Source organism: Reichenbachiella sp. 5M10, from assembly GCF_002742335.1.
Classification (GTDB): domain Bacteria; phylum Bacteroidota; class Bacteroidia; order Cytophagales; family Cyclobacteriaceae; genus Reichenbachiella.
The window spans coordinates 3,684,221-3,705,651 of sequence record NZ_MDGR01000007.1 but is presented as its reverse complement, the minus strand read 5'-3'; the positions used below and the strand labels follow the sequence as shown (position 1 = coordinate 3,705,651).

The following is a 21,431-nucleotide window of genomic DNA, read 5'->3' as shown; positions in this document are numbered from 1 at the left end:
AAAAAGTATTTATTTTGCTCGAGTAAACCATGTAAGGATTGATTCTCATGAGAAGGATTTGTATTGTAATCGGTTGTTTGTTTGGCATAGTACTCGTGACCAAGGCGCAAGGTCAGGACTTGTATTTGTCGGTCAAAGGGGAGCCAAAAGAGGTTAAGCCAGGGAGCAGCAGTATCGTGATAGGCAGTATAGACGATGACCGAAAATACTTGGTAATCAACCATCAAGATACGGAAGTGTCAAGTGATTATACTAAAATGAACATGAAGATTTCTGCCAATCTTTTGGATTTGGAATCCGGGGAGTTTTTGTATCATGGCCGGAATCAATCGCTGTATTTTTTTGAGAATAATTTGGCGAGCGTACAGTACAAAGACATCTGGGGACAATATATAGACACGTCAAAATTCTTGGAGGAGGCACTCGGTCAGGCTACCACTGATGTGATTGATCCGAGGACGAGACAAAGGAGGTTTTTGCTATCTCTGCCGGATGGTCAATCGTTTGCTGGTGTACAAAAGGATCTTGTATTATCGATGAATTTTTCCAGTGCCTCACCCGAGACGCGTTTGTGGAGGAGATCTGGAGAGACGCTCGTCGAAGTGGGGCGATACCCGTTTAGTTCGGGGACGCTCTCTACAGATGGTCAGTATTTGACTGGAGTCGAACATGATTATGTGCAAAATAAACATGGGCTCATGATCTATCCTGTGGAAGGAGGAGCGAGCCCCGAGCGAATCACAATAACAGATGGGGTGCCTCTCATTACACTGCTTTCTAAGAAGTATTTATTTTACTCCTACATGAAGACGGGAGGAGACGGAGTGTCGCACAATATCCGAGTACTGGATAGGTATACGCATCAGGTAGTCGAGGATTTCAAAGATGTGGGTGTCAATCTAGTCCTAGACCAAAGGGAAAAGTATTTGGTCTCTCATTTGGGGTCTCAAGGAAAGGCAATCATGATAGACCTAGAGTCCATGCGTATAGTGATGGAAGAATCCGTCAAATACGTGAAGCCAGGAGAATCCTCGACAGAGACATCAATCGTCCTGAAGGTAGGCAAAGGTGAGCAGTTTTTGATATGTAACCCCAATGGAATATTGAACCTGCTGAGTGCCAAACATAAGAAGGTGATCGCTGATATATATGTCAGTGATGGGGAATGGGTCGTCGTGGCGAGAGATGGGCGTGTGGACGGTACGGCTGGGGCTATCGAGCAGTTGGAGTGGCGGTCGTACGATGCAGAAGGCCAGATCACCAAGAGAGGATCTCTCACGACAGCCTTCAGTCAATCGTTTACACCTGGGCTGTTGTCTGCCCTGCTCAAAGATGAGGTGTCGGAGGCGAGTGACCTGTCGCAAGTGATGAGTCAGAGACCTACGGTGCAGATCGTGAATCCAGAGGATGGTTATGTATCCAAAGATGCTCAAGTGACTGTGATGGTCGAAGCACAACCTCAAGGTGACCCCATCGCTGAGATTCTCCTGTATGTGAATGGAAAACTTGTGGAGGGAGAAAGTAGAGGTTTCAAGCCTGTGAATGACCGGTTTGCTCAGAGCTACACGGTCTCGCTAATCAAGGGAGAAAATGTCATTGCTGCCAAGGCAGTCAGCATCAAAGGATATGAGTCGGGTAGAGATCAAATTCGTGTGCAGTATCATGGAATGCAAGCCACTGCAGATCTATATGTGCTTGCTGTAGGGGTGGATCAGTATGTCAACGGGGCGTACAACCTCAACTATGCGGTCTCGGATGCACGGTCTGTGGTGAGGGAACTGCAGTTGCGGTCGGAGGGTATCTTTGATGCGGTGTATGTGGATGTACTGTATGACCAGGACGCCAATCGCCAGCGTACCCTTGCTGCTCTACAAAGCATCGCTTCTCGGGCAAAACCAGAGGATGTTTTTGTGTTTTTTTATGCAGGGCATGGGGTGATGAGTGAGGAGGCTAGTCCGGAGTTTTATTTGGCATTGACAGGAGTGACGCAGCTCTATGGCAAGACGAGTATGCTACAAGCACATGGGGTGTCGGCGAGTGAGTTGAAGCAGTTGACCGTCAATATTTTGGCACAGAAGCAGATGGTCGTCTTGGATGCATGTCAGAGTGGCGGAGCAGTGGAGGCATTTGCGCGTCGCGGAGCGGCCGAAGAAAAGGCCATCGTGCAATTGGCACGATCGTCTGGAGCGACTCTTTTGGCTTCTACAGGTTCTGAGCAGTACGCGACGGAGTTTGACGAACTCGGACACGGGGTGTTTACGTATGCATTGCTACAGGGACTTGCTGGGGCAGCAGATGGCGGTATGCGCGACAAGAAAATCACGGTAAAGGAGCTGGAGGCATACCTCAACGATCAGATACCCATCTTGACTCATCAGTATCATGGCGAGTCTCAGTTTCCTCGTTCTTGGTCTTCAGGACAAGATTTTCCATTGGTCTTGGGGGACTAAGCATGTGGTTTTGGAAGTGGGTACTGAATACATACTATTGAAATGCTGCAGCTATGACTATGGCAATGCAGACGAGAATATAGAGTGTGGTCAGGCCTAGTGCGAAGTTTTGTTTTTCACGATAGTGTTTGGTTCGGAAAGAGGGGAAAGAGTCTTGTTGGGTGTAGGGTTCCTGTGGAAATAATTGATTGAATATCCAACGGACGTATAAACCAAGATACTCTATTGGGTGTAACCTGTTGTTCATTATTAATCCTCAAAGACCTTCATAAACTCAAACTTCTCTCCATCGAAGAAGCCCATGTCGCTCATTTTAGCCTTGGGGATGACAAGTAGCGCCATGAATGATAGCGTCATGAATGGAGAGTCTAGCGGAGACCCTAGGGATTTGGCAAAGGCATCTATCTCTGCATACGATTTGGCAACTTGGTATCCATCCTGGTCTGACATGATGCCTGCGACGGGCAATTTTAGTAGTTTTTGTTGGTCATCCTTGATGGCCGACACACCGCCACGTGCAGCGATGATGAGGTTGACTGCACGGCAGATGGATTCGTCATCGACTCCTACGACGATGATATTGTGTGAATCATGCCCGACCGAGGAGGCGATAGCTCCAGATTTTAGCCCGATATTTTTGATATAACCTATAGATGGTTTGGCTTCTTGGTAGCGGTTGATGACGGCTACTTTGAGGAGGTCTTGGTCGGTGTTGGTTTGCTGTGGGTTGTCGATGAGTAGACTGTCGTATTGGAGCAGGTTGGTGATGAGTTGACCTTCGAGTGCTTCCATGACATTGACCTTGCTGCCTGTAATCGTCACTTTGAAATCTTCAGGAGATTTGGGTAGGCAATCAAAATTGTTGATCACCGATACGGGTAGGGATTCTATCATGCTTTTTCCTTTGTGAGCGACTAGCTGTCCATTGATCCAGGTTTCGAGGACGTTGAAGTCGTCCGGGTTGTCGATGACAATGAAGTCCGCAGGGTCGCCTTGTTGGAGGAGGCCTACTTCCATGCCGTAGTGCTGTACGGGATTGATGCAGGCGGCTTGCAAGATTTTGTAGAGGTCGATCCCTTGAGCGAGAGCTCGTTTGACGAGCAAGTTGATGTGGCCTTCTTCGAGGTTGTCGGGGTGTTTGTCATCCGAACAAAACATCATGTGGGCATAGTGCTCATCGAGCAGAGGAATGAGTGCCTCAAAATTTTTTGCGGCACTGCCTTCACGAATCATGATTTTCATGCCACTGTTGAGCTTGTCGAGGGCTTCTTGGGCGGTGAAGCACTCGTGATCGGTAGAGATACCTGCCGCGGCGTATTGCTGAGCCTGTTCTCCTTTGAGCCCAGGGGCATGCCCATCTACGGGCTTGCCGAGTTTCTTGGCTATGGCCAATTTGTCGTAGACAGTTTGGTCCTTGAATAGGACGCCAGGCCAGTTCATCATTTCGGCGAGGTAGACGATTTCTTTTTTCTGCAGGAGATACTCGACGTCTGAGACGCTGATTTCTGCTCCGGCCGTTTCGAAGGGTGTGGCAGGGACGCAGCTGGGCGCACCGAAATAAAACTTGAAATTCACCTCTTTGCCATTGTCGATCATATATTCGACCCCTTTCACCCCGAGGACATTGCCAATCTCGTGTGGGTCAGAGATCGTGCCGACTGTGCCATGTACGACGGCCATACGAGCAAACTCCGAAGGTACGAGCATTGAGCTTTCTATGTGGACATGAGCATCGACGAATCCAGGTAGTATGAATTGATCTGGAGCGAGATTGGTTTTTTCTATGTTGATGATTCGCCCCTTGGCGATTTCTATTTTGGCAGGATAGATTTCTTTTTGGGCTATGTCGATGAGTTGTCCTGAGATTGTGGTCATGATAGTCGTGTTGTCAGAGGAGGCAAAGTACTAAGGAGTGGCAAAATATTCATACAGCTGGTAGATAAAATAAACGCCTTGTATATTTTTGCCGCGTGAATATCAAGTATCTGACAAAATCGGCGGTCAATGCCTTCATTGATGCTGCCTTGAAAGAAGACCTAGGTGATGGGGATCATAGTACGCTCGCGGCTATCCCAGAGGATTTGGAGCAAGAGGCAAAGTTGCTGATCAAAGGTGATGGTGTGATTGCAGGGTTGACTTTGGCAGAATGGATTTTTCATCGTTTTGACGAAAGTCTGGAAGTGACCCTCCTCAAAAAGGATGGTCAGGAGGTTCAAGAAGGAGAAATCGGGTTGATGGTGAAGGGAAAGGCTCGTTCGATCCTGTCGACAGAGCGTCTTGTACTCAACTGTATGCAACGAATGAGTGGAATCGCGACGTATACGCGCAAGCTTACAGAGATGATCCGACACACGGAGACCAAGCTACTCGATACCCGCAAGACCGCTCCAAATTTTCGCTTGTGTGAAAAATGGGCTGTGCAGATCGGAGGAGGAGTCAATCATCGCTTTGGGCTCTACGATATGGTCATGCTCAAGGACAATCATATCGACTATGCCGGTGGGATCACACAAGCGGTGAGTGCGACCAAGAGTTATTTGAATAAAAAAGGCAAGGAGCTGCGCATAGAAGTAGAAACCCGAAACATCAACGAGGTGCGAGAGGCCTTAGAGGTGGGAGGTGTCGACGTGATCATGCTTGACAACATGCTGCCGTCGATGATGCGTGAAGCCATCCAGATCATCGATGGACAGTGCAGTACCGAGGCCTCGGGCGGGGTGACCGAAAAGAACATAAAAGAAATCGCTGAAACAGGCGTGGACTTCATCTCCGTAGGAGCGTTGACACACTCGTACAGCAGTATGGACATAAGTTTGAAAGCAGTAAACAAAAAATAATGATAGTAAAAACGAAAAAATACCAATTGGCAAATGGCACCTTTATCAAATTGGCTTTTGGCAATTTGATCAAAGACCAATGGTGGGGGGCTCTCATTTACCTAGCCATCTGTGGAGGGTATCTCTGGATACCTAACCTGTGGTGGATCATCGGTGCTTCGATAGCTTTGGTGTTGTATGGTTTGTTTTGGTTGATCCAGTTTGCAGGGATCTCTCAACTCGAGCAGGGCAAATTTATGTTTGAGAAATTGAGCTACGAAATCACGAGTCAACAGATTTTGATCAAATTGAACTCCAAGCAGGGGATGCCCCTCAAATGGGAGAGCATCAAGAAGGCCCAAGTAGCCAAGGATCATTTTCTGCTGGTGATGAGCAAGGCTCAGATGATTCACTTGCCGTTTAGAATCTTCAATTCGCAAAACGAGATCAAGTTTGTCGAAACGATCCTCAAGAGAAAAGGAATGATCAAAGAATAAGCATAGAGGAAATAGGATGTCATGAAAAGGCTGTTTCACCATGGGTGAGGCAGCCTTTTTCGTCTGTGTAGAAACGGGAAATGTACCAATGCCGCAGGGCATATATCCCGAAGGATAGCTGGGGACTTGATGGCTGGAGCTTCTTGATTAGATTTGATTGGGTCTAATGTTTTATCCCTAGTCAAAATAGAATGATGTCGTCTAGTTCACCGCGTATACCAATCATCGATGCGCTCAGAGGGTTTGCTCTTTTGGGGATTATTTTGATTCACTGCATTGAGCATTTTGAGGTTTTCTTGCCGACGAATGCTGATTCATCTTGGGTGACGAGCTATGATGAACAGGTGTATGAAGCGGTGATTTTTTTAGTGAGTGGCAAGGCCTATTCTATCTTTGCCTTGTTGTTTGGCTATAGCTTTTTCATACAGATGAACCGGCAGGAAATGAAGGGAGTGGATTTTCGGCCAATTTTTGCGTGGCGCTTGGTGATCTTGTTGGGCATGGGGCTGTTGCACTCGATGATCTATCGTGGAGATATCTTGCACATCTACGCGCTCATGGGGATGCCAATGATGGTGTTTTATGGGGTGCCTTCTAGGATTTTGTTATGGATTGCAGGGTTATTGATTTTACAACCTGTGTTATTGTATTTGGTCGCCACATCTTTCATGGATCCTGAGTTTGTCTATGCTCCTTACTACGGGGATGGTAATTTCGAAGAGGGAGAGAGGATTTATTCTGCAGGGACGTTGGGAGAAGTACTACAGTACAATCTGTACCGTGCACGGGTCGTAGTATGGGCTTGGACTTATCACAACGGCAGATTCTTTCAGTTGATGGCGTTGTTTTTGGTCGGTTTGGTGATGGCTCGCCATCAATTCTTGGAGCAGCTCAGCCTGTACCGTTCCAAAGTGGTGTTCTTGGGCTACTTTACTTTGTTGATCATGCTTCTGTTCAATCTTTACGTGGGGGCGATCGAAGATTTTGCTTGGACCGACACTCAGAAAGCGCTAGTGACTACTACTGTTCAATCCTACCTCAATGTTTTTTATACCTTGGCGATTTGCAGCGTTTTTGTATTGATATTCCTGTTTTTAGAAAGTAGAATCAAACTTTTCGTCTATTTCTCAGCCTATGGGCGAATGAGTCTGACCAACTACATGTCTCAGGCAATACTTGGAGTCGTATTGTTTTATGGTTTTGGATTAGGATGGTATGCTACGGTAGGAGCGGTGTGGAGTCTTGTGTTGGGGGGAGTGATTTTTACGGTTCAGGCAGCAATCAGCTGGTGTTGGTTGCAGCACCATCGTTATGGCCCGATGGAGTGGCTGTGGAGAGTCTTGACTTATCGTGATTTCAGTATTCCTATCAAAAACTAGCTTGGAGGCAGTGTAGAAATCTTCGTAGAGGTTGTTGGTTCTTGGTCTGAATTCTCTGTATGATTGCCCTCCAATATAAACTCTTTAGATATGTCTAAGTGTCCAATGCTGTGGGGCGTAGTGTTGTTGTTGTCCTCTTGTGTCGGGAGCCAAAAAACGACCCGCCCAATGAAACCGTCCAGTGCTCAATTTTCGACGGCACAAAGCGAACTGATCTTGGAAGCGGGCCCTGACACACCTATGCGTATCTTCAAAATCACGGACACCTCTGATTCGTTGCTCCTTCGTACACCTAGTGAGCGTTTGGAGGTGGATTCTACAGACAGGGTGCTCGAGCAACTTGTCGAGCGGCTGTATGCGACTGTACGAGATAGTCTGTCGATGGGAGTGGGGATAGCGGCGCCTCAGGTTGGGATTCTGAAAAACCTCATCTGGGTACAGCGACTGGATAAGGAAAACTTGCCCTTCGAGGCATATTTGAATCCAGTGATCACAAGGTACTCTTCTCAAAAACAAGATTGTAGAGAGGGGTGTCTGTCGATCCCAGGGAGGATGGATACTACTAGGACACGGTCCTATGCGATCCATATCGAGTATGATCGATTGGATCAGCAGCATGTCTCCGAGCGAGTAGAAGGGTTTACGGCGGTGATTTTTCAGCACGAGATAGATCATTTGAGAGGCATCTTGTATTTGGATCATTTGGAAAAAGAATCAAAGGAGAGATAAGTATCATTTCAGTATATTGTCTGATTAAAAGGAATTGTCTATCATTAGGCTAGCAGAAATTTGAGATCAATTTATTTAGAGGGTTTTACTGAAAATAAATTAGATGCATACCATTGATGACGTAATCGAACGACTCGATCAGATTACAGACAATACCATCGCCGATTATGACCCGCTCGGGTATTTTGCGGCGTTATATCGTAGAGTGACCTTTGAGGTGAAACAGTCCGTGGATCATCGATTTTTTGAGAACTCTCAGAGAATGGAGAAACTTGCGGTGATTTTTGCCAAGCGGTATTTCACAGCCTTGGAGACGTATATGAGCAAGAAGGAACCGACCAAGTCTTGGAAGGCGTCGTTTGATGTTGTGGATAATTTTTGGATGATCGTCTTTCAGCACATCATGACCGGAATGAACGCCCACATCAACTTAGATTTGGCGATCGCTGCAGCGGAGGTAGGGTACGAAGATATGGATGACCTCAAGCGTGATTTTTTTCGGATCAATGACATCTTGGCTTCACTTGTGGATAAGGTAGAGCGAGATCTTTCGGAGGTGTGGCCTACGTTGAGTTTTGTACTCAAAATGGCCGGAAAGGCGGACAATTTCTTGATTGATTTCAGTATGAAGAAAGCTAGAGATGGTGCGTGGGAGTTTGCGCGGTATCTCGCACATGCTCCTCGTTCGCAATGGGACGGATTGATCAATGAGCGGGATCAGCGTGTAGCTGAGAAGGCTAAGTTGATCACAAAGCCTGGGGTTTTCGTCAGTGCTGTCTTTATGATGATACGGATTGGTGAGCGTGGCAATGTCCCTATGAAAATCAAATGCTTGATGGATTAGGAGTTCGTCAACCACTCTAGAGCCTCGTCCAAATCTGCTGCAAAGAAGGTGTTTTTTTCGACGTTGGAGAGAATCACCCGCTGCACTGCGGATAGCCCGAATACAGCGTTTTTGATCCCAATACGCTTGTCATGCAAGGTCTCGAGAAAGCCCTCGACGAGTTGTTTGCTATGGTCGTTGATTTTGGTGTTTTTGATATTGGAGACGATGAAGAGTTGGGAAGGATTGCTACGCAACATACGTTCAAACCCGATTTCTAATATCCATTGGTGTTCGTCAGCGCGTAGGTCTGAGAAGTCATGGTAGAAAATTTTGTTCCCTTTGTGTACCAAGACCGTTATTCGACTGTTGTAGTCCATGATCTGTCTTTTATAGCTGGTGATTATCTCAGAAAGATAGATATAGAACGGTAGAGTTTTTAAAATATTTTGAGATTTTGGAGGTGCTTGTAGCTCTCCTTTATAGATTTAGGGATGTCATCGAGTCAAGATACCTTATGAGAAAAGTAGTTGCATTTGGAGCCAGTAGTAGTAGTCAGTCTATCAACAAGCGTTTGGCGACTTGGGCGGCATATCAATTGGCCGAGGCTCAGGTGCAAGTCTTGGATCTCAATGACTATGAGATGCCGATTTTTAGCGTGGACAAAGAGAAAGTGCTGGGTCAGCCTTCTGAGGCTGTTGCATTCAAAGATGCTTTACGTCAAGCAAATGGCATCCTGATTTCGTTTGCAGAGCACAATGGTAATTTTAGTGCTGCCTTCAAAAATATATTTGATTGGGCTTCACGTATAGAACCTAAAATGTGGCTGGACAAACCGATGTTTCTCCTTGCGACATCCGACGGCAAGAGGGGAGGACAGACGGTCTTGGAGATAGCTGTCAAGGGGTTCCCTCATCGTGGAGGAGATGTTGTAGCCTCGTTTTCTTTGCCTCAGTTCAAGGATCACTTTGAGGATGATCGTGGGATCACGGATGAGGTATTGTTGAGAGAGTTTCATCAGGAGTTGACAAAGTTCTCCGCAGCAATGGGTGAGTTGAGTAACCCTTGATTCTTATCTTTGTAGTTGATTCATCAAGTGAAAAGCGCCTTGCAAGAAAAGAAGAAAATTAATCTCACCAAAAAGGAAGCACTGCTCAAGGCGGCTAATTTTTGTGCCTATCAGGAGAGGTCGCAAAAGGAAGTACGACAAAAGCTCTACGACTATGGTCTGTACCGGGATGAAGTAGAAGACGTGTTGACTGATTTGATTTTGGACGGGTATATCAACGAAGAGCGCTTTGCCAAGACTTTTGCTGGGGGCAAGTTTCGTATCAAAAAGTGGGGAAGAAACCGGATCATCAAAGCACTGCAACAGCACGACGTGTCGGCTTATTGTGTGACACAAGCCCTGAAAGAAATCGAAGAAGGAGACTACCTGACTACTCTTGAAGAATTGATTGCGAAAAAGAGTTCGTCACTTTCTGAGACGGATTTATTTAAGAAGAGGGAAAAGGTGTCTCGGCACTTGATATACAAAGGGTATGAAACCGACTTGGTGTGGGATCTGGTCAAAGATCTCGTGCAGAATGGATAGGGGTGAACTTATTATGAAAGCATACTGTTTCATGTAGAATATCTAAATTTATTGTCAAACATTGAATGCCTGCCGAAAATACCGTACATGACGATCCAATACGCTATTAAAAATACCTTGAATCAAATGAGTTTGCTCATAGCAGCACTCTCCGACGAAGAATACAGTCAAGTTTCCGTATCACTCAATCACTCAACGATTGGGCAGCATGTCCGCCATACCTTAGAGTTTTTTACGTGCTTGTTGGAGCAGTATCCACAGGGAGTGATCAACTATGATCGAAGAAGTCGAGACCCAGAGATCGAGACCATGGCCCGTCGAGCTCTGGATCTGATCGAGGAGATTGGTGTAGGGCTAGATAGGTTGGTTGGTGGAGAGGAGATGGTGCTGGAGCAGTCGGTAGGAGAGTCTGAGGAGTGTATCATCGTACCTACCAATCTCGATAGAGAACTGATTTACAATTTAGAGCACGTCGTGCATCACATGGCTTTGATACGTGTGGGACTTAGGGAGGTCAAACCTATGCTCCATTTGGATGAGAGTTTTGGGGTCGCCAGTTCTACACTCAAATTTCGAGAGGCTCAGGCCAAAGCGTAAATGGATACATTGGTTACCACACCGTCCCAGACACGTCCTAAGCCGAAATCCCTCTATGCTTGGCTCAACTCTAGCGTGATATGGGCTAAAATTTTTCGTTGGGAATTTTGGCCTTTCTCTTTGTTCTACTTTCCTATACTGATCTATTGGGTTTGGGTGACTTTGCGGACACGATCTTTGTTCTTTTTTACCGCTTCCAATCCAGGGATTGAATTTGGAGGGATGCTAGGGGAGTCCAAAAACAAAATATTCGAACGTATCCCAACACGGTATTTGCCTCAGACTGTCAAGCTAGAAGCAGGGATTTCTTTGACCGAAGTAGAAGCACTGTTGACAGAGAAGCAGATTGATTATCCTTTCGTCTGCAAACCCGACGTAGGAGAGAGAGGATGGATGGTTGAGCGGGTGGAGAGTAGCGCACAGCTTCAGCAATACCTAGAGGATATTCAGGTTGATTTCTTGGTCCAGGAGTATGTTGGGTATGAGGTCGAGTTGGGAGTGTTTTATTACCGCTACCCTGATCGGGAGAGAGGCACGGTGAGTTCTATCGTACGGAAGGACATGCTCAAAGTGACTGGAGATGGTTGTCGTAGCGTCAGACAATTGATGCGAGAGGATGCTCGGTCCAAAATGCACATCCGCCGACTTCAGGTCAAAGATCCCGAGCGGTTAGCGTTTGTACCCAACTGTGGCCAAACAGTGGAATTGGTTGCGATAGGTAATCATTGTTTAGGGACCACATTCCTCAATGCCAATTCCTTGATCAACGAAAGGCTCATCACGGTGATTGATCAGCTCAGTCAGAAGATTGATGGATTTTATTTTGGACGATTTGATTTGAGGTGTCGGTCCATCGAAGATTTATATGCAGGAGAGCACTTCAAAATACTAGAACTCAATGGAGCAGGAGCAGAACCTGCTCATATCTATCACCCAGGGTATTCGCTGGTGCAAGCCTACCGTGATATCGTACATCATCTCAGAGTGTTGGCCGACATCTCTCTGCTCAATCATAGTAGAGGTATTCCATATATGAGTTGGAGAGAAGGGCTGCGTGAAGTGAAGAAAATAAGAGCGTACAATAGAAACAAAGTGATTTGATATGGAAGCGGTATACTTATTCATGATAGCACTGGGCTGTAGTTTTGCGGGATCGATACCTCCTGGTTCGATCAATCTCTCCGTGATGCAGTTGGCTGTACAGGGTAAGAAGGGAGGAGCGTTGACTTTTGCTTTGGCTGCTGCATGCATTGAGTTTTTATATGCAGGGTTGGCGGTGCGTTTTCAGATTTATTTGACCGATAATATAGAAATCGCGACTTGGTTCAAGTGGGTGTCAGGTACAATATTGATTCTTTTGGGGCTATTCAATCTGGTCAAAAAAAATAGAGCGAGTCGTACCATGGACAGTGGGGAGAAACGCGCTGGTTTTGCCAAGGGGGTAGTGGTCGCGTTGATGAACCCACTGGCAATCCCCTATTGGCTCACGGTGACTACTTATCTCCAGGCGATGCAGTGGATAGTGCTGTCTAGCGAAAACTACTTGGTCTATGTCACGGGGATCTCGGTGGGGACGATGCTCTTGTTGTTAGCCGTGATAGCACTAGGTACACGGTTTTCAGCTATCCAAAACAATCCCTTTTTGCTTTATCGCGTGCCAGGGCTCATTTTTTTAGTGATGGGGGTATGGACTTTTGTTCAGTAACTGAGGATGTAAGTTGCTTGCTTCATAGTTTTTGTCTTCGTAATCAAACCTGTCCAAGACTTGTCCAATCATGAGTAGTCTTGCCGCTTTTTTGTAGTTGGAGTCGACGCGAACCCACGGAGCATGTACAGTGTGGGTGTGGTCAAGCATGGAGTTGATGTAGAGACTAAATTGATCCCACATATTTTGGGCTTTCATGTCGACGGGACTGAGTTTCCATGTCTTGAGAGGATCTTCATTTCTTGCTGCAAATCGTTTTTCTTGGACTTCTTTGTCTATGTCTAGCCAAAATTTGATGAGATGGATTCCGTCTTCGGTGATCATTTTTTCATACTCATTGACTTGGGACATGAATAGTTTGTACTGTTTTTGGCTACAAAAGCCCATGACTGGTTCTACCACGGCCCTGTTGTACCAGCTCCGGTCAAAAAAGCGAATCTCCCCTGCTGTAGGCAGTTGTTTGATGTAGCGCTGGAAGTACCACTGTCCTTTTTCTTTTTTGTTGGGTTTGCCCAATGCTACTACACGAAATTCCCTCGGGTTCATGTGTTCGATGAAGCGCTTGATGGTGCCTCCTTTGCCTGCTGCGTCACGTCCTTCGAAAAGGATAACGACTCTTAAGCCTTTTTTGACGATGTGTTTTTGTAGTTTAAGAAGTTCAATTTGGTAATGTTCTAAAAGATGATTGTACTCCTTGGTACTTAGCTCGGATATATCCATGAAAAAACGTAACGATTGAAACTTTAAGTTATGAATTTTTAGAATTGAAAAAAGACCTTGCTACAAAAACTCTTGTCCGAGAATACACTCCTTGGGTTTTGTATAAATTGCTGGATAAACAACAACCAATTACCCAAAGTATTGACCTATGACGCAAAAGAAAATAATAGTATTGGGGGCGGGGCGATCGTCTTCTGTGTTGATCGATTTTTTGCTCGATCATGCGGCTGACTCTCAGTGGAGGTTAACCGTCGCGGATATCGATTTGGTTTTGGCCCAAGAAAGAATAAGGAAGCACCCACATGGTGAAGCGATGGCCTTTGATATCAAAGATACAGAGCAAACGAAGCTTTTGGGAGGGTATGATTTGGTCATCTCAATGTTGCCTGCAGCTTTTCATTATACGGTGGCCAAAGTATGTGCACATGCTGGAGTAGATATGTTGACGGCATCCTATGTGAGTGATGAGATTCGAAATCTTTCTGATGTTTTTGAACAAAATGGTGCGGGATTGATCATGGAGATGGGCTTGGACCCAGGGATTGATCATATGTCTGCGATGAAGGTCCTCGATAGAATCCGTCGTGCGGGGGCTGAATTGCGTTCTTTTGAGACTTTCACCGGAGGACTGTTGGCACCTAGTCAAGATGATAACCCGTGGGAATACAAGTTTACATGGAACCCTCGAAACGTCGTACTGGCAGGGCAGGGTTATGTCAAGTTTTTGCAACAAGGACGTTACAAGTACATTCCTTACCATCGGGTGTTTCGTAGGACGGAAGTGATACACATTCCTGAGCACGGTTACTTTGAGGGGTATGCCAACAGGGATTCACTCAAGTATCTGGATGCCTACAAATTGCGAGGGATTCAGACACTATATCGTGGGACACTGCGTCGGACGGGGTTTTGCAAGGCATGGGATGTTTTTGTGCAACTGGGTGCTACAGATGATACGTTTGAGATGCAGGCTGTGAACAACATGACACACCGCCAGTTTATTAATTCTTTTTTGTCGTACAACCCCAGTGATTCGGTGGAACTGAAATTGGCTCATTATCTAAATCTTGACATGGACTCTGAGGAGATGTATAAGCTCAAATGGTTGGGGATGTTTGATGAGGAACTAGTGGGGATGGATCAGGGTACTCCTGCACAGATTTTGGAGCATATCCTCAAGAAAAAATGGACGATTCAGTCGGACGAAAAGGACATGATCATCATGTGGCACAAGTTTGAATACGTGGAAAATGGTGAGCTCAAGAAATTACAGTCCTACATGGCTGTGGAGGGAGTGGATGCTGTTCATACTGCCATGTCCAAGACCGTAGGGTTGCCTCTGGCAGTGTCTGCACAGTTGATGCTGCAGGGCAAATTGACCGTGAAGGGAGTACATATCCCTACCGAAGAATCAATATACAGACCGGTCTTGGAAGCACTCGAAGGCTATGGGGTCAATTTTACCGAAACCGAAATAGAACACTAAATGTATCGATTGTTTGGATGTCTGTGGATGTGTCTGTGGAGTATGGTTTTGCAGGGGCAGGAGTTAGATAGTACAGAGCTCGTACTCGAAGAAGTAACGATTCAATCGGATGTGTTTACACACCAAGTATTGGAATATGGAGGAGCAGTCACCTCCTTGGGGCGTCAAGGGATTACACAGGCAGAGCAAGTCTATCTGCAGCCCATACTCAATTCGGTACCAGGGGTCTATATGCAGTCGGGCTCGCTCAATACCAATCGGATATCGATCCGTGGGATTGGTGCGCGCACGCCTTTTGGTACGGACAAAGTCAAGGCCTATCTTAATGAAATACCGCTCTCTACAGGAGAAGGGGAAACAACCGTCGAAGATATCGATTTTGGAACCTTGCAAAACATCGAGGTGTACCGAGGCCCTACTTCTACGGTATTTGGAGCAGGACTTGGGGGTGCGATACATTTTCAGACGAGGAGACTGACGGGGAACCCTTCTGTGTTTGCAGAGGCCATGGTGGGTTCGTTTGGTTTGCGGAGATACAACCTACAGGCGCAAGTGGCCAACTCGACTAAAAGTCTAGGGATCTTTTATCAGGATGTACATAGCGATGGCTACCGTGACAACAATGCCTATGACCGGTATTCTGTCACGCTCATGGGGCAGACACAGGTTGGGGATCGATCGAATATGACCCTCTATGCCAACTATACTAGTCTACTGGCATACATCCCGAGTTCACTAGGTTTGCAAGAGTATAATGAGAACCCTACAGCGGCCGCATCGAGCTGGGGAGATGCTGAGGGGCATGAGGATGGCTACCGTTACAGGGTAGGGTGGTCTTTGCATTCACGGTATAGTACGCGCATGGAGAGTTGGGTGACTTTCTTTGTCAACGGTAGTTCAGCGGCTGAGATACGCCCTGTGTTTTTGGGCAACCTGTCGACGGATCAATTGAATGCAGGCGTGCGTGCCAAAATAAAACGTAGTTTTTTACCGCGCAATCAGCTTCAAGTCGTGCTCGGGATGGAGGGGTTTTGGGAGTCGTATCGCTACCGTGAGTTTGTCAATGATCAAGGAGAAAACGGGGACAAAACACGAGATTTTGACCAGCAACGAAATTATGGAAATGTTTTTCTTGCGACAGAGTATTACCCTACAGAATCATGGATTGTTTCTGTAGGAGCAAATCTCAATTTGTCTGGCTATGATTTGGAAGATCAATTGCCTGTCGACGGGAGTGATCAGAGTCAGCACAGGTATTTTGGGCCTATCCTATCTCCAAAACTCAGTTTGACGAGAAAGATGACGGAGAAGGTAGCGGTGTATGGATTGGTGGCACATGGGTTTTCTTTGCCGTCGTTTGAGCAGAGCTTGTACCCTGAAGGGGAGCTCAATGGAGATCTTCGTCCTGAGACCGGGTGGAACTACGAGTTGGGGGTCAAGGGAGAAGTCTGGGAGGATCGGCTTTACTTTGAGCTCGTTGGGTATGCTATGCGTACCCAAGATTTGATTGTCAATCGGACATATGAGCAAGTACTGGTAGGGGTCAATGCAGGCAGTGCTCATCACGATGGAGTGGAGCTGCTCCTGGAGCATAGAGTTGTAGATCAGGACCGTTTGCAGGTGAGTCATCGTCTGGCTTATAGCTTGATGGCGTATCGGTTCGATGATTTTACCTCCGAAGGCGAGGATTATTCGGGCAACCGAATCACAGGTGTGCCGAGTTATACGCTGGATTATGCAGTCGACGTGCGTTGGGAGGGCTTTTATGGAAGGCTCAACTATCAGAGGGTGGGGTCAATTTCGGTCCTTGATTCGGGAAGTCTGTACACGGATGCTTACCAGTTGATCAATGCTAAGGTAGGGTACGAGAGGTCGTTGGGCAAAATAAGGGTCAATGTTTACACGGGTGTCAACAATATGACCAACACATTCTATTCGTCGATGCTTCAAATCAATGCTTCTTCGGGGCGTTATTATTACCCAGGCCTTCCGATCAACTATTATGGGGGGGTCAAAGTGGGCTATGTGTTTTAGCAAAGAGCGCGGGATTCCATGATGAATATGTTGGGGAAGTGACTTGGTGGTACCCGAAGCGAAAGATTGTAGGATCCAAAGAGTGCATAAATTACTGCGGGGCGAGCAGAGGAATGGTCACTTCAAAGGTTGTGCCTTCGCCGAGAGTACTATGGACGGTGATGGTGCCTCCGAGTTGTTCGGTGAGGCTTTTGATGATGGAGAGTCCGAGACCATTGGATGGTTCGCCGTTGGTGGGGCGAGCACTGAGTCTGGTAAAGGGCTTGAACATTTTTTGCTGATCGGAGGGACTGATGCCAGGGCCTTCATCTCTGAGAGTGATGCGGGCCTTGTCTTCTACCGGTGTGATGTTGAGATAGATACTTTTGCCACTTTCTGAAAACTTCATGGCATTGGACATGAGATTGTCAAGGACCCGAGAGAGCAAGCCCATGTCCGATTGGAGAGTCAGTGTCTTGTAGCTTCCACTGATTCGTAGGGTCTGTTTCTTGGTGAGAAGAGAGTTCTCAAAATTGATCTTCCAACTCGATAGGAAGTCCAGCATCGTGAAGGTAGTGATTTTGAGATTGGGTTTGAAGTCTTTGGAATGTGAGATATCTAGCAAATCACGAATCATTTCATTGCCGTGTTTGACTACTCCACGAATTTTGGAGATGTAGTCTTTTTGATCATCGTTTAAGTTGTCGTCCATGGAGACGAGTTGGATGAGTCCTTCGATGTTGTTGAGTGGAGTACGGAGGTCATGCGCTACGACGCGCATTAGTCCGTCTTTCTCCCGGTTGAGGTCAGCCATCTTGGCGTAGGAGTTGCTCAGGTGAGCAAAAGCTTCTTCGATTGCTGAGTTTTTGATTTGAATTTCCTCGTTGGCTTTTTGGAGCTCTTCAGATTGTTTTTGATACCTTTCTTTTTGTTCTATGAGCTCAGATCGGCTCGTGTTGGCGCGTTTTTCGAGGACGTATTTTTGCTTGCCGACTTGTTTTCCGAGCATTTTCATGAAAATGTAAAACCCCAGGCAAGTCAGTAGTCCCAAGATGGTGAATAGCAAATCGCTCTGACCCCCAGAGGTCTGCTCGTACTCGAATGGAATCTCAGGAATCTGAGGAACCAACGCCAAGAGCCCTGCACTAAGGGATTCGAGAACCGCTGTGGAATGAGGAACCCAAACCACTGGTATAGACCCATGGAAGAGAAATGTGAAAGTCGAGATGTTCAAAGGCATAACTTTTCTGCTAAATGCTACGGGGGAATACAGAGGTTACGCTACCTATTTTTTTTGCTCAATATATTATAAATAAAGTGGATTGAAAGGATTTTTCGACAAAATAGAAAGTCTCAAATCAGATCAATAAACCACAGCTGAATGGCACACGTGATCAGGAATAATTCCCATGGCTTTGATACGGTCTTGATAGTTTTCTGCTAAGGTGTTGCCTGTCAGGACCAAAGCGGTATCGATCCCGAATTTATTGCCTCCGATGATGTCTGTAAACAAAGTGTCTCCGACCATAAGGATACGCTCTTTGGGGATTTCTTTGATCATGCGAGTGTGCTCGTAGGCAAAGATGAACATGCTGGAATCAGGTTTGCCAAATTTGATGAATTTTCGACCGGTGATTTTTTCGACCATGTCTGCGATGCTTCCTACGGCGATGGCAACCATGCGATCCGACACGGGGTAGGATCGATCGGTATTGGCTACCATGACGGGGATGTTGCGCAGACGGAGGAGGTTGACTAGTTTGTTGAGGTCCGTACGCCAATCAAACCCTTCGTCATCCAAGAAGACCAGGGCATTGACATCTGCGATATTGTTGAGGTCTAGATCCGCGATGGATAGAGCTTTGAGGCCTGTCTCTTCGAGATAGTGGGCGGATTGTTTGGTGCCGAGGTAGGCGACTTTTCCATCTTTGACTTTGGTGCGGAGGTATTCTCGAGCCAGCATGCCTGAGGAGATGATTTTTTCTTCGTTGATCATGGTGAACCCCGCATCTATGTAGCTTTGAGCTAAAGATTTTGGACCTCTAGAGGCATCATTGGTGAGGATATAAAATTCGATGTGATTTTGGATGAGGTACTCAAAGGTCTTCTCGATGTGTGGGATCATCCCACTAGAATTTTTGAGTACTCCGAAGGCATCAAAAAACACTGCGTCATAGTTTCTTACGACATGTTTGAAATCTTTAATCTCCATAATCTATAAATCTAATGCTTTTAGTAGTTTCTCTCCATCGAAGTTGTCGATCTGAGGCAAGTATATCTCGTATGCTTCGCGCTGGAGTTTGGTGGCATATACTTCGTGGAAGAAGTAGCGGCCGTCTTTGATGACGTAGTTGAGTATGAAGAAGCGGTAGGCTTCTTTGATGAACAGTACCTCGTTGCGCGTCAAAGGGTACACTTTGTGATACTCTTTGAGAAAGAGAATGAATCGATCTTCGTTGACAGGATCGATGAGGTAGCTGAACTCTTCTCGGTCTCCGATGGTTGAGCATACTCGGCTGAAAAAGTAAAAATCCATGATGCGAGAACTCATCCTAAACCAATCATAATCCCACCTAGAGTAGAACTTGCCATAGCGATCCACAGAGAAGTTGCCGATGTTCCAGTCTACAAATACAGGGATCGAAGGCCAACTCTCTGCACCCAGTTCGTCTAGGTGACGATGAAATATATCGATCTGATGCTTGATTGTTTCGATGTTGCCGCGATGTTCGTATTTTCCATCTTCGGTTTCCGTGATGGCCAACAGGTGTTGGAGATCCATGCTCAGAGTTTTGGACCATTTGGGCAGTATGTTTCGAATCTGGAAGGAGGCCTTGTGGAATTTGGCCACCTCTTTGCCTAGGCTCTTGATCTGATTCTCGTCCAAAATTTTGGGCAGTAGTTTCTTGATCTTGATGGGGTTGTAAAACACCACCCAAGCATCGATGATGTCGTCAGAGTGTCTGTGGGTGAATAGTTCGTGCCCTTTGGTCAGCGAGCGTGAGATGAACTGGTCATAAGGGGCGGACAAATTGATCGACATGGAGTTGATCAGCGAGTGGTCTTCTAGGAAATTGTCGTAGGTCCCAAAGTAGGATAGCTTGGCGATGATTACCGCTCCTGTCTCTAGTTTGAGTTTGAAGACGTGGTTGGTAGATACCCTTGCACTGATGTCATTGATGGATACGACTTCTCTGGAGTTGTCATAGTGTGCCCAGGCCTCCAGGACGATTTCATTAAAATTGAGTTGTCTGTTCATTAGATGATTTCAAAATATCTTTTTAGTTCCCAATCGGAAACGGTGTTGAGGTATTGGTTCCACTCGTGCTCACGTGTCATGCAGTAGTGCTGCACGAAGGATTCTCCTAAGAGGTCCTTGGCGATTTTGGAGCGTTTCATGGTTTGAGTCGCTTCGTGAAGGTTGGTTGGCAACCTCTTGATGCGTTTGTTGGCGTAGGCATTGCCTGTCGTAGCAGCCGTAGTTAGTTTCATGTTGTTTTTGATCCCGTAGAGCCCAGAAGCAAGTCCAGCTGCCATGCAAAGGTAGGGATTGACATCTGCTCCAGCGACACGGTGTTCTATTCGCGTTGTGTTCTCTTTGTCGTTGAGGATCCGCAGGGCAGTGGTTCGGTTGTCGATCCCCCAGGTGATGGTGGTAGGAGCCCATGCTCCTTCGACTAGCCGTTTGTAGCTGTTGACGGTCGGAGCAAACATCGGTACGAGTACGGGTAGACAGTGGAGTTGTCCAGCGAGGAAGCTTTCCATCAGCGGGCTCATGTTGTTTTTTGCTTTTGTGTCAAAAAACAAGTTGTTGCCCTCGGCATCTTTGAGACTTTGGTGCATGTGTCCAGAGCAGCCTGGGAGTTTTTGGTTCCATTTGGCCATGAAGCTCGGTGTGATATCGTAGGGATTGGCGATTTCTTTGATGGCAGTTTTGAAGAGTGCTCCTTTGTCTGCGGCACGAAGGATGCTGTCTTTGCGGATGGCTGCCTCGAACACGCCAGGGCCTGTCTCTGTGTGCAGCCCTTCGAGCTTGATGTCGAAGGCTTCACATAAATCAAAAATGTCATTGAAGTAGTGACTCCCCTGAGCCAACCGAGTGATGGAATAACCATACATGCCCTCAAAGATCGGTTGGGGTTTGGTAGGGCTTTGATAGCCTGCCTCGGTAGGGTTGATGTGAAAATTGAACCACTCATATTCCATGGCGTACTCTGCAAAGTATCCGAGGTTTTCGGCCTCTGCTACGATACTTTTGAGCAAACTGCGAGGGCATACTGGGGCAGAGGGAGAACCGGCAGAGTAGTCGGCTAAGAAGAAAGGGACGTCATCGTCCCAGGGTACTTGCCGAAATGACGATAGATCGATGGTAGCTTTGCCATCTGGAAAGCCCGTTTCCCATCCCGTGATACTGGATTCGTCGTAGAGTTGATCAGCACTGTCCCACCCATAAGTGACGTCACAAAATCCAAAGTGATCGGCGATATTGTCAAAAAACTTGTCCTTATGAATATACTTGCCTCGTAGAATCCCATCTACATCGATGATGGCAAATTTGATTTTATTGCCAGGATGTTTTTTTACGGCTTCTATGATATCCTGCTCCATTTTTGTTTTCTCTT

20 protein-coding genes are annotated in these 21,431 nt (G+C 46.5%); 13 read left to right on the top strand and 7 right to left on the bottom strand.

Annotated features, from left to right (window positions below):
• Window positions 1-47 precede the first annotated feature (47 nt).
• On the top strand, window positions 48-2,450 hold the full coding sequence (locus tag BFP72_RS14925) for a caspase family protein (RefSeq protein ID WP_099599901.1): 2,403 nt from the start codon (window positions 48-50) through the stop codon (window positions 2,448-2,450).
• A gap of 249 nt (window positions 2,451-2,699) precedes the next feature.
• Here BFP72_RS14925 and ade read toward each other — a convergent pair whose 3' ends face one another.
• Window positions 2,700-4,325, bottom strand: coding sequence for an adenine deaminase (ade, locus tag BFP72_RS14915; RefSeq protein ID WP_099599899.1), 1,626 nt, complete (start codon window positions 4,323-4,325; stop codon window positions 2,700-2,702).
• Between the two features lie 95 nt (window positions 4,326-4,420).
• Here ade and nadC point away from each other — a divergent pair, with 95 nt between their 5' ends.
• The 5 genes from nadC to BFP72_RS14890 all read left to right on the top strand — a co-directional run bounded on the left by nadC (window position 4,421) and on the right by BFP72_RS14890 (window position 8,715).
• Window positions 4,421-5,287, top strand: coding sequence for a carboxylating nicotinate-nucleotide diphosphorylase (gene nadC, locus BFP72_RS14910; RefSeq protein ID WP_099599898.1), 867 nt, complete (start codon window positions 4,421-4,423; stop codon window positions 5,285-5,287).
• Window positions 5,287-5,763: a YcxB family protein gene (locus tag BFP72_RS14905; protein ID WP_099599897.1), complete on the top strand. Its 477-nt coding sequence runs from the start codon at window positions 5,287-5,289 to the stop codon at window positions 5,761-5,763. The genes nadC and BFP72_RS14905 overlap by 1 nt, the downstream gene beginning before the upstream one ends.
• Before the next feature lie 191 nt (window positions 5,764-5,954).
• Entirely contained in the window at window positions 5,955-7,142 is a 1,188-nt protein-coding gene (locus BFP72_RS14900) for a DUF418 domain-containing protein (protein ID WP_099599896.1), read from the top strand.
• Window positions 7,143-7,232: 90 nt separating this feature from the next.
• Window positions 7,233-7,871 carry a peptide deformylase gene (gene def, locus BFP72_RS14895; protein ID WP_221406527.1) on the top strand — a complete coding sequence of 213 codons (639 nt, stop codon included), beginning with the start codon at window positions 7,233-7,235 and terminating at the stop codon, window positions 7,869-7,871.
• Between the two features lie 103 nt (window positions 7,872-7,974).
• Entirely contained in the window at window positions 7,975-8,715 is a 741-nt protein-coding gene (locus BFP72_RS14890; RefSeq protein WP_099599894.1) for a DUF5995 family protein, read from the top strand.
• Here the strand turns inward: BFP72_RS14890 and BFP72_RS14885 are convergent.
• The gene (locus BFP72_RS14885) at window positions 8,712-9,074 is read right to left on the bottom strand and encodes a hypothetical protein (RefSeq protein WP_099599893.1); all 363 of its coding nucleotides are present in this window, start codon (window positions 9,072-9,074) and stop codon (window positions 8,712-8,714) included. The genes BFP72_RS14890 and BFP72_RS14885 overlap by 4 nt on opposite strands.
• Before the next feature lie 137 nt (window positions 9,075-9,211).
• Here BFP72_RS14885 and BFP72_RS14880 point away from each other — a divergent pair, with 137 nt between their 5' ends.
• The 5 genes from BFP72_RS14880 (at window position 9,212) to BFP72_RS14860 (ending at window position 12,590) form a co-directional block, all read left to right on the top strand.
• Window positions 9,212-9,763 carry an NADPH-dependent FMN reductase gene (locus BFP72_RS14880; protein ID WP_099599892.1) on the top strand — a complete coding sequence of 184 codons (552 nt, stop codon included), beginning with the start codon at window positions 9,212-9,214 and terminating at the stop codon, window positions 9,761-9,763.
• Between the two features lie 39 nt (window positions 9,764-9,802).
• A complete protein-coding gene (locus tag BFP72_RS14875; protein WP_099600804.1) occupies window positions 9,803-10,288 on the top strand; it encodes a regulatory protein RecX in 486 nt (161 codons plus the stop codon).
• An 87-nt stretch (window positions 10,289-10,375) separates the two neighbouring features.
• Window positions 10,376-10,885: a hypothetical protein gene (locus BFP72_RS14870; protein ID WP_099599891.1), complete on the top strand. Its 510-nt coding sequence runs from the start codon at window positions 10,376-10,378 to the stop codon at window positions 10,883-10,885.
• Window positions 10,886-11,986, top strand: a complete 1,101-nt coding sequence (locus BFP72_RS14865; protein WP_099599890.1) for a hypothetical protein — start codon at window positions 10,886-10,888, stop codon at window positions 11,984-11,986. It abuts the gene before it with no gap.
• 1 nt (window position 11,987) lies between these two features.
• On the top strand, window positions 11,988-12,590 hold the full coding sequence (locus tag BFP72_RS14860) for a LysE family translocator (RefSeq protein ID WP_099599889.1): 603 nt from the start codon (window positions 11,988-11,990) through the stop codon (window positions 12,588-12,590).
• Here BFP72_RS14860 and ppk2 read toward each other — a convergent pair.
• Window positions 12,558-13,310, bottom strand: coding sequence for a polyphosphate kinase 2 (gene ppk2, locus BFP72_RS14855; protein ID WP_099599888.1), 753 nt, complete (start codon window positions 13,308-13,310; stop codon window positions 12,558-12,560). The two genes, BFP72_RS14860 and ppk2, sit on opposite strands and share 33 nt — an antisense overlap.
• 148 nt (window positions 13,311-13,458) lie before the next feature.
• On the opposite strand from ppk2, the gene BFP72_RS14850 reads away from it, so the two are divergent.
• Window positions 13,459-14,796, top strand: coding sequence for a saccharopine dehydrogenase family protein (locus BFP72_RS14850; protein ID WP_099599887.1), 1,338 nt, complete (start codon window positions 13,459-13,461; stop codon window positions 14,794-14,796).
• Window positions 14,797-16,830, top strand: a complete 2,034-nt coding sequence (locus tag BFP72_RS14845) for a TonB-dependent receptor (protein ID WP_099599886.1) — start codon at window positions 14,797-14,799, stop codon at window positions 16,828-16,830.
• Between the two features lie 91 nt (window positions 16,831-16,921).
• Here BFP72_RS14845 and BFP72_RS14840 read toward each other — a convergent pair whose 3' ends face one another.
• The 4 genes from BFP72_RS14840 to BFP72_RS14825 form a co-directional block, all read right to left on the bottom strand.
• Entirely contained in the window at window positions 16,922-18,049 is a 1,128-nt protein-coding gene (locus BFP72_RS14840; protein WP_099599885.1) for an ATP-binding protein, read from the bottom strand.
• A gap of 123 nt (window positions 18,050-18,172) precedes the next feature.
• Entirely contained in the window at window positions 18,173-19,021 is an 849-nt protein-coding gene (locus BFP72_RS14835) for an HAD-IIA family hydrolase (RefSeq protein WP_099599884.1), read from the bottom strand.
• 3 nt (window positions 19,022-19,024) lie between these two features.
• Window positions 19,025-20,068, bottom strand: a complete 1,044-nt coding sequence (locus BFP72_RS14830; RefSeq protein WP_099599883.1) for a hypothetical protein — start codon at window positions 20,066-20,068, stop codon at window positions 19,025-19,027.
• Entirely contained in the window at window positions 20,068-21,417 is a 1,350-nt protein-coding gene (locus BFP72_RS14825; RefSeq protein ID WP_099599882.1) for a glutamine synthetase family protein, read from the bottom strand. Before BFP72_RS14825 ends, BFP72_RS14830 begins: the two co-directional genes overlap by 1 nt.
• Window positions 21,418-21,431: the final 14 nt, after the last annotated feature.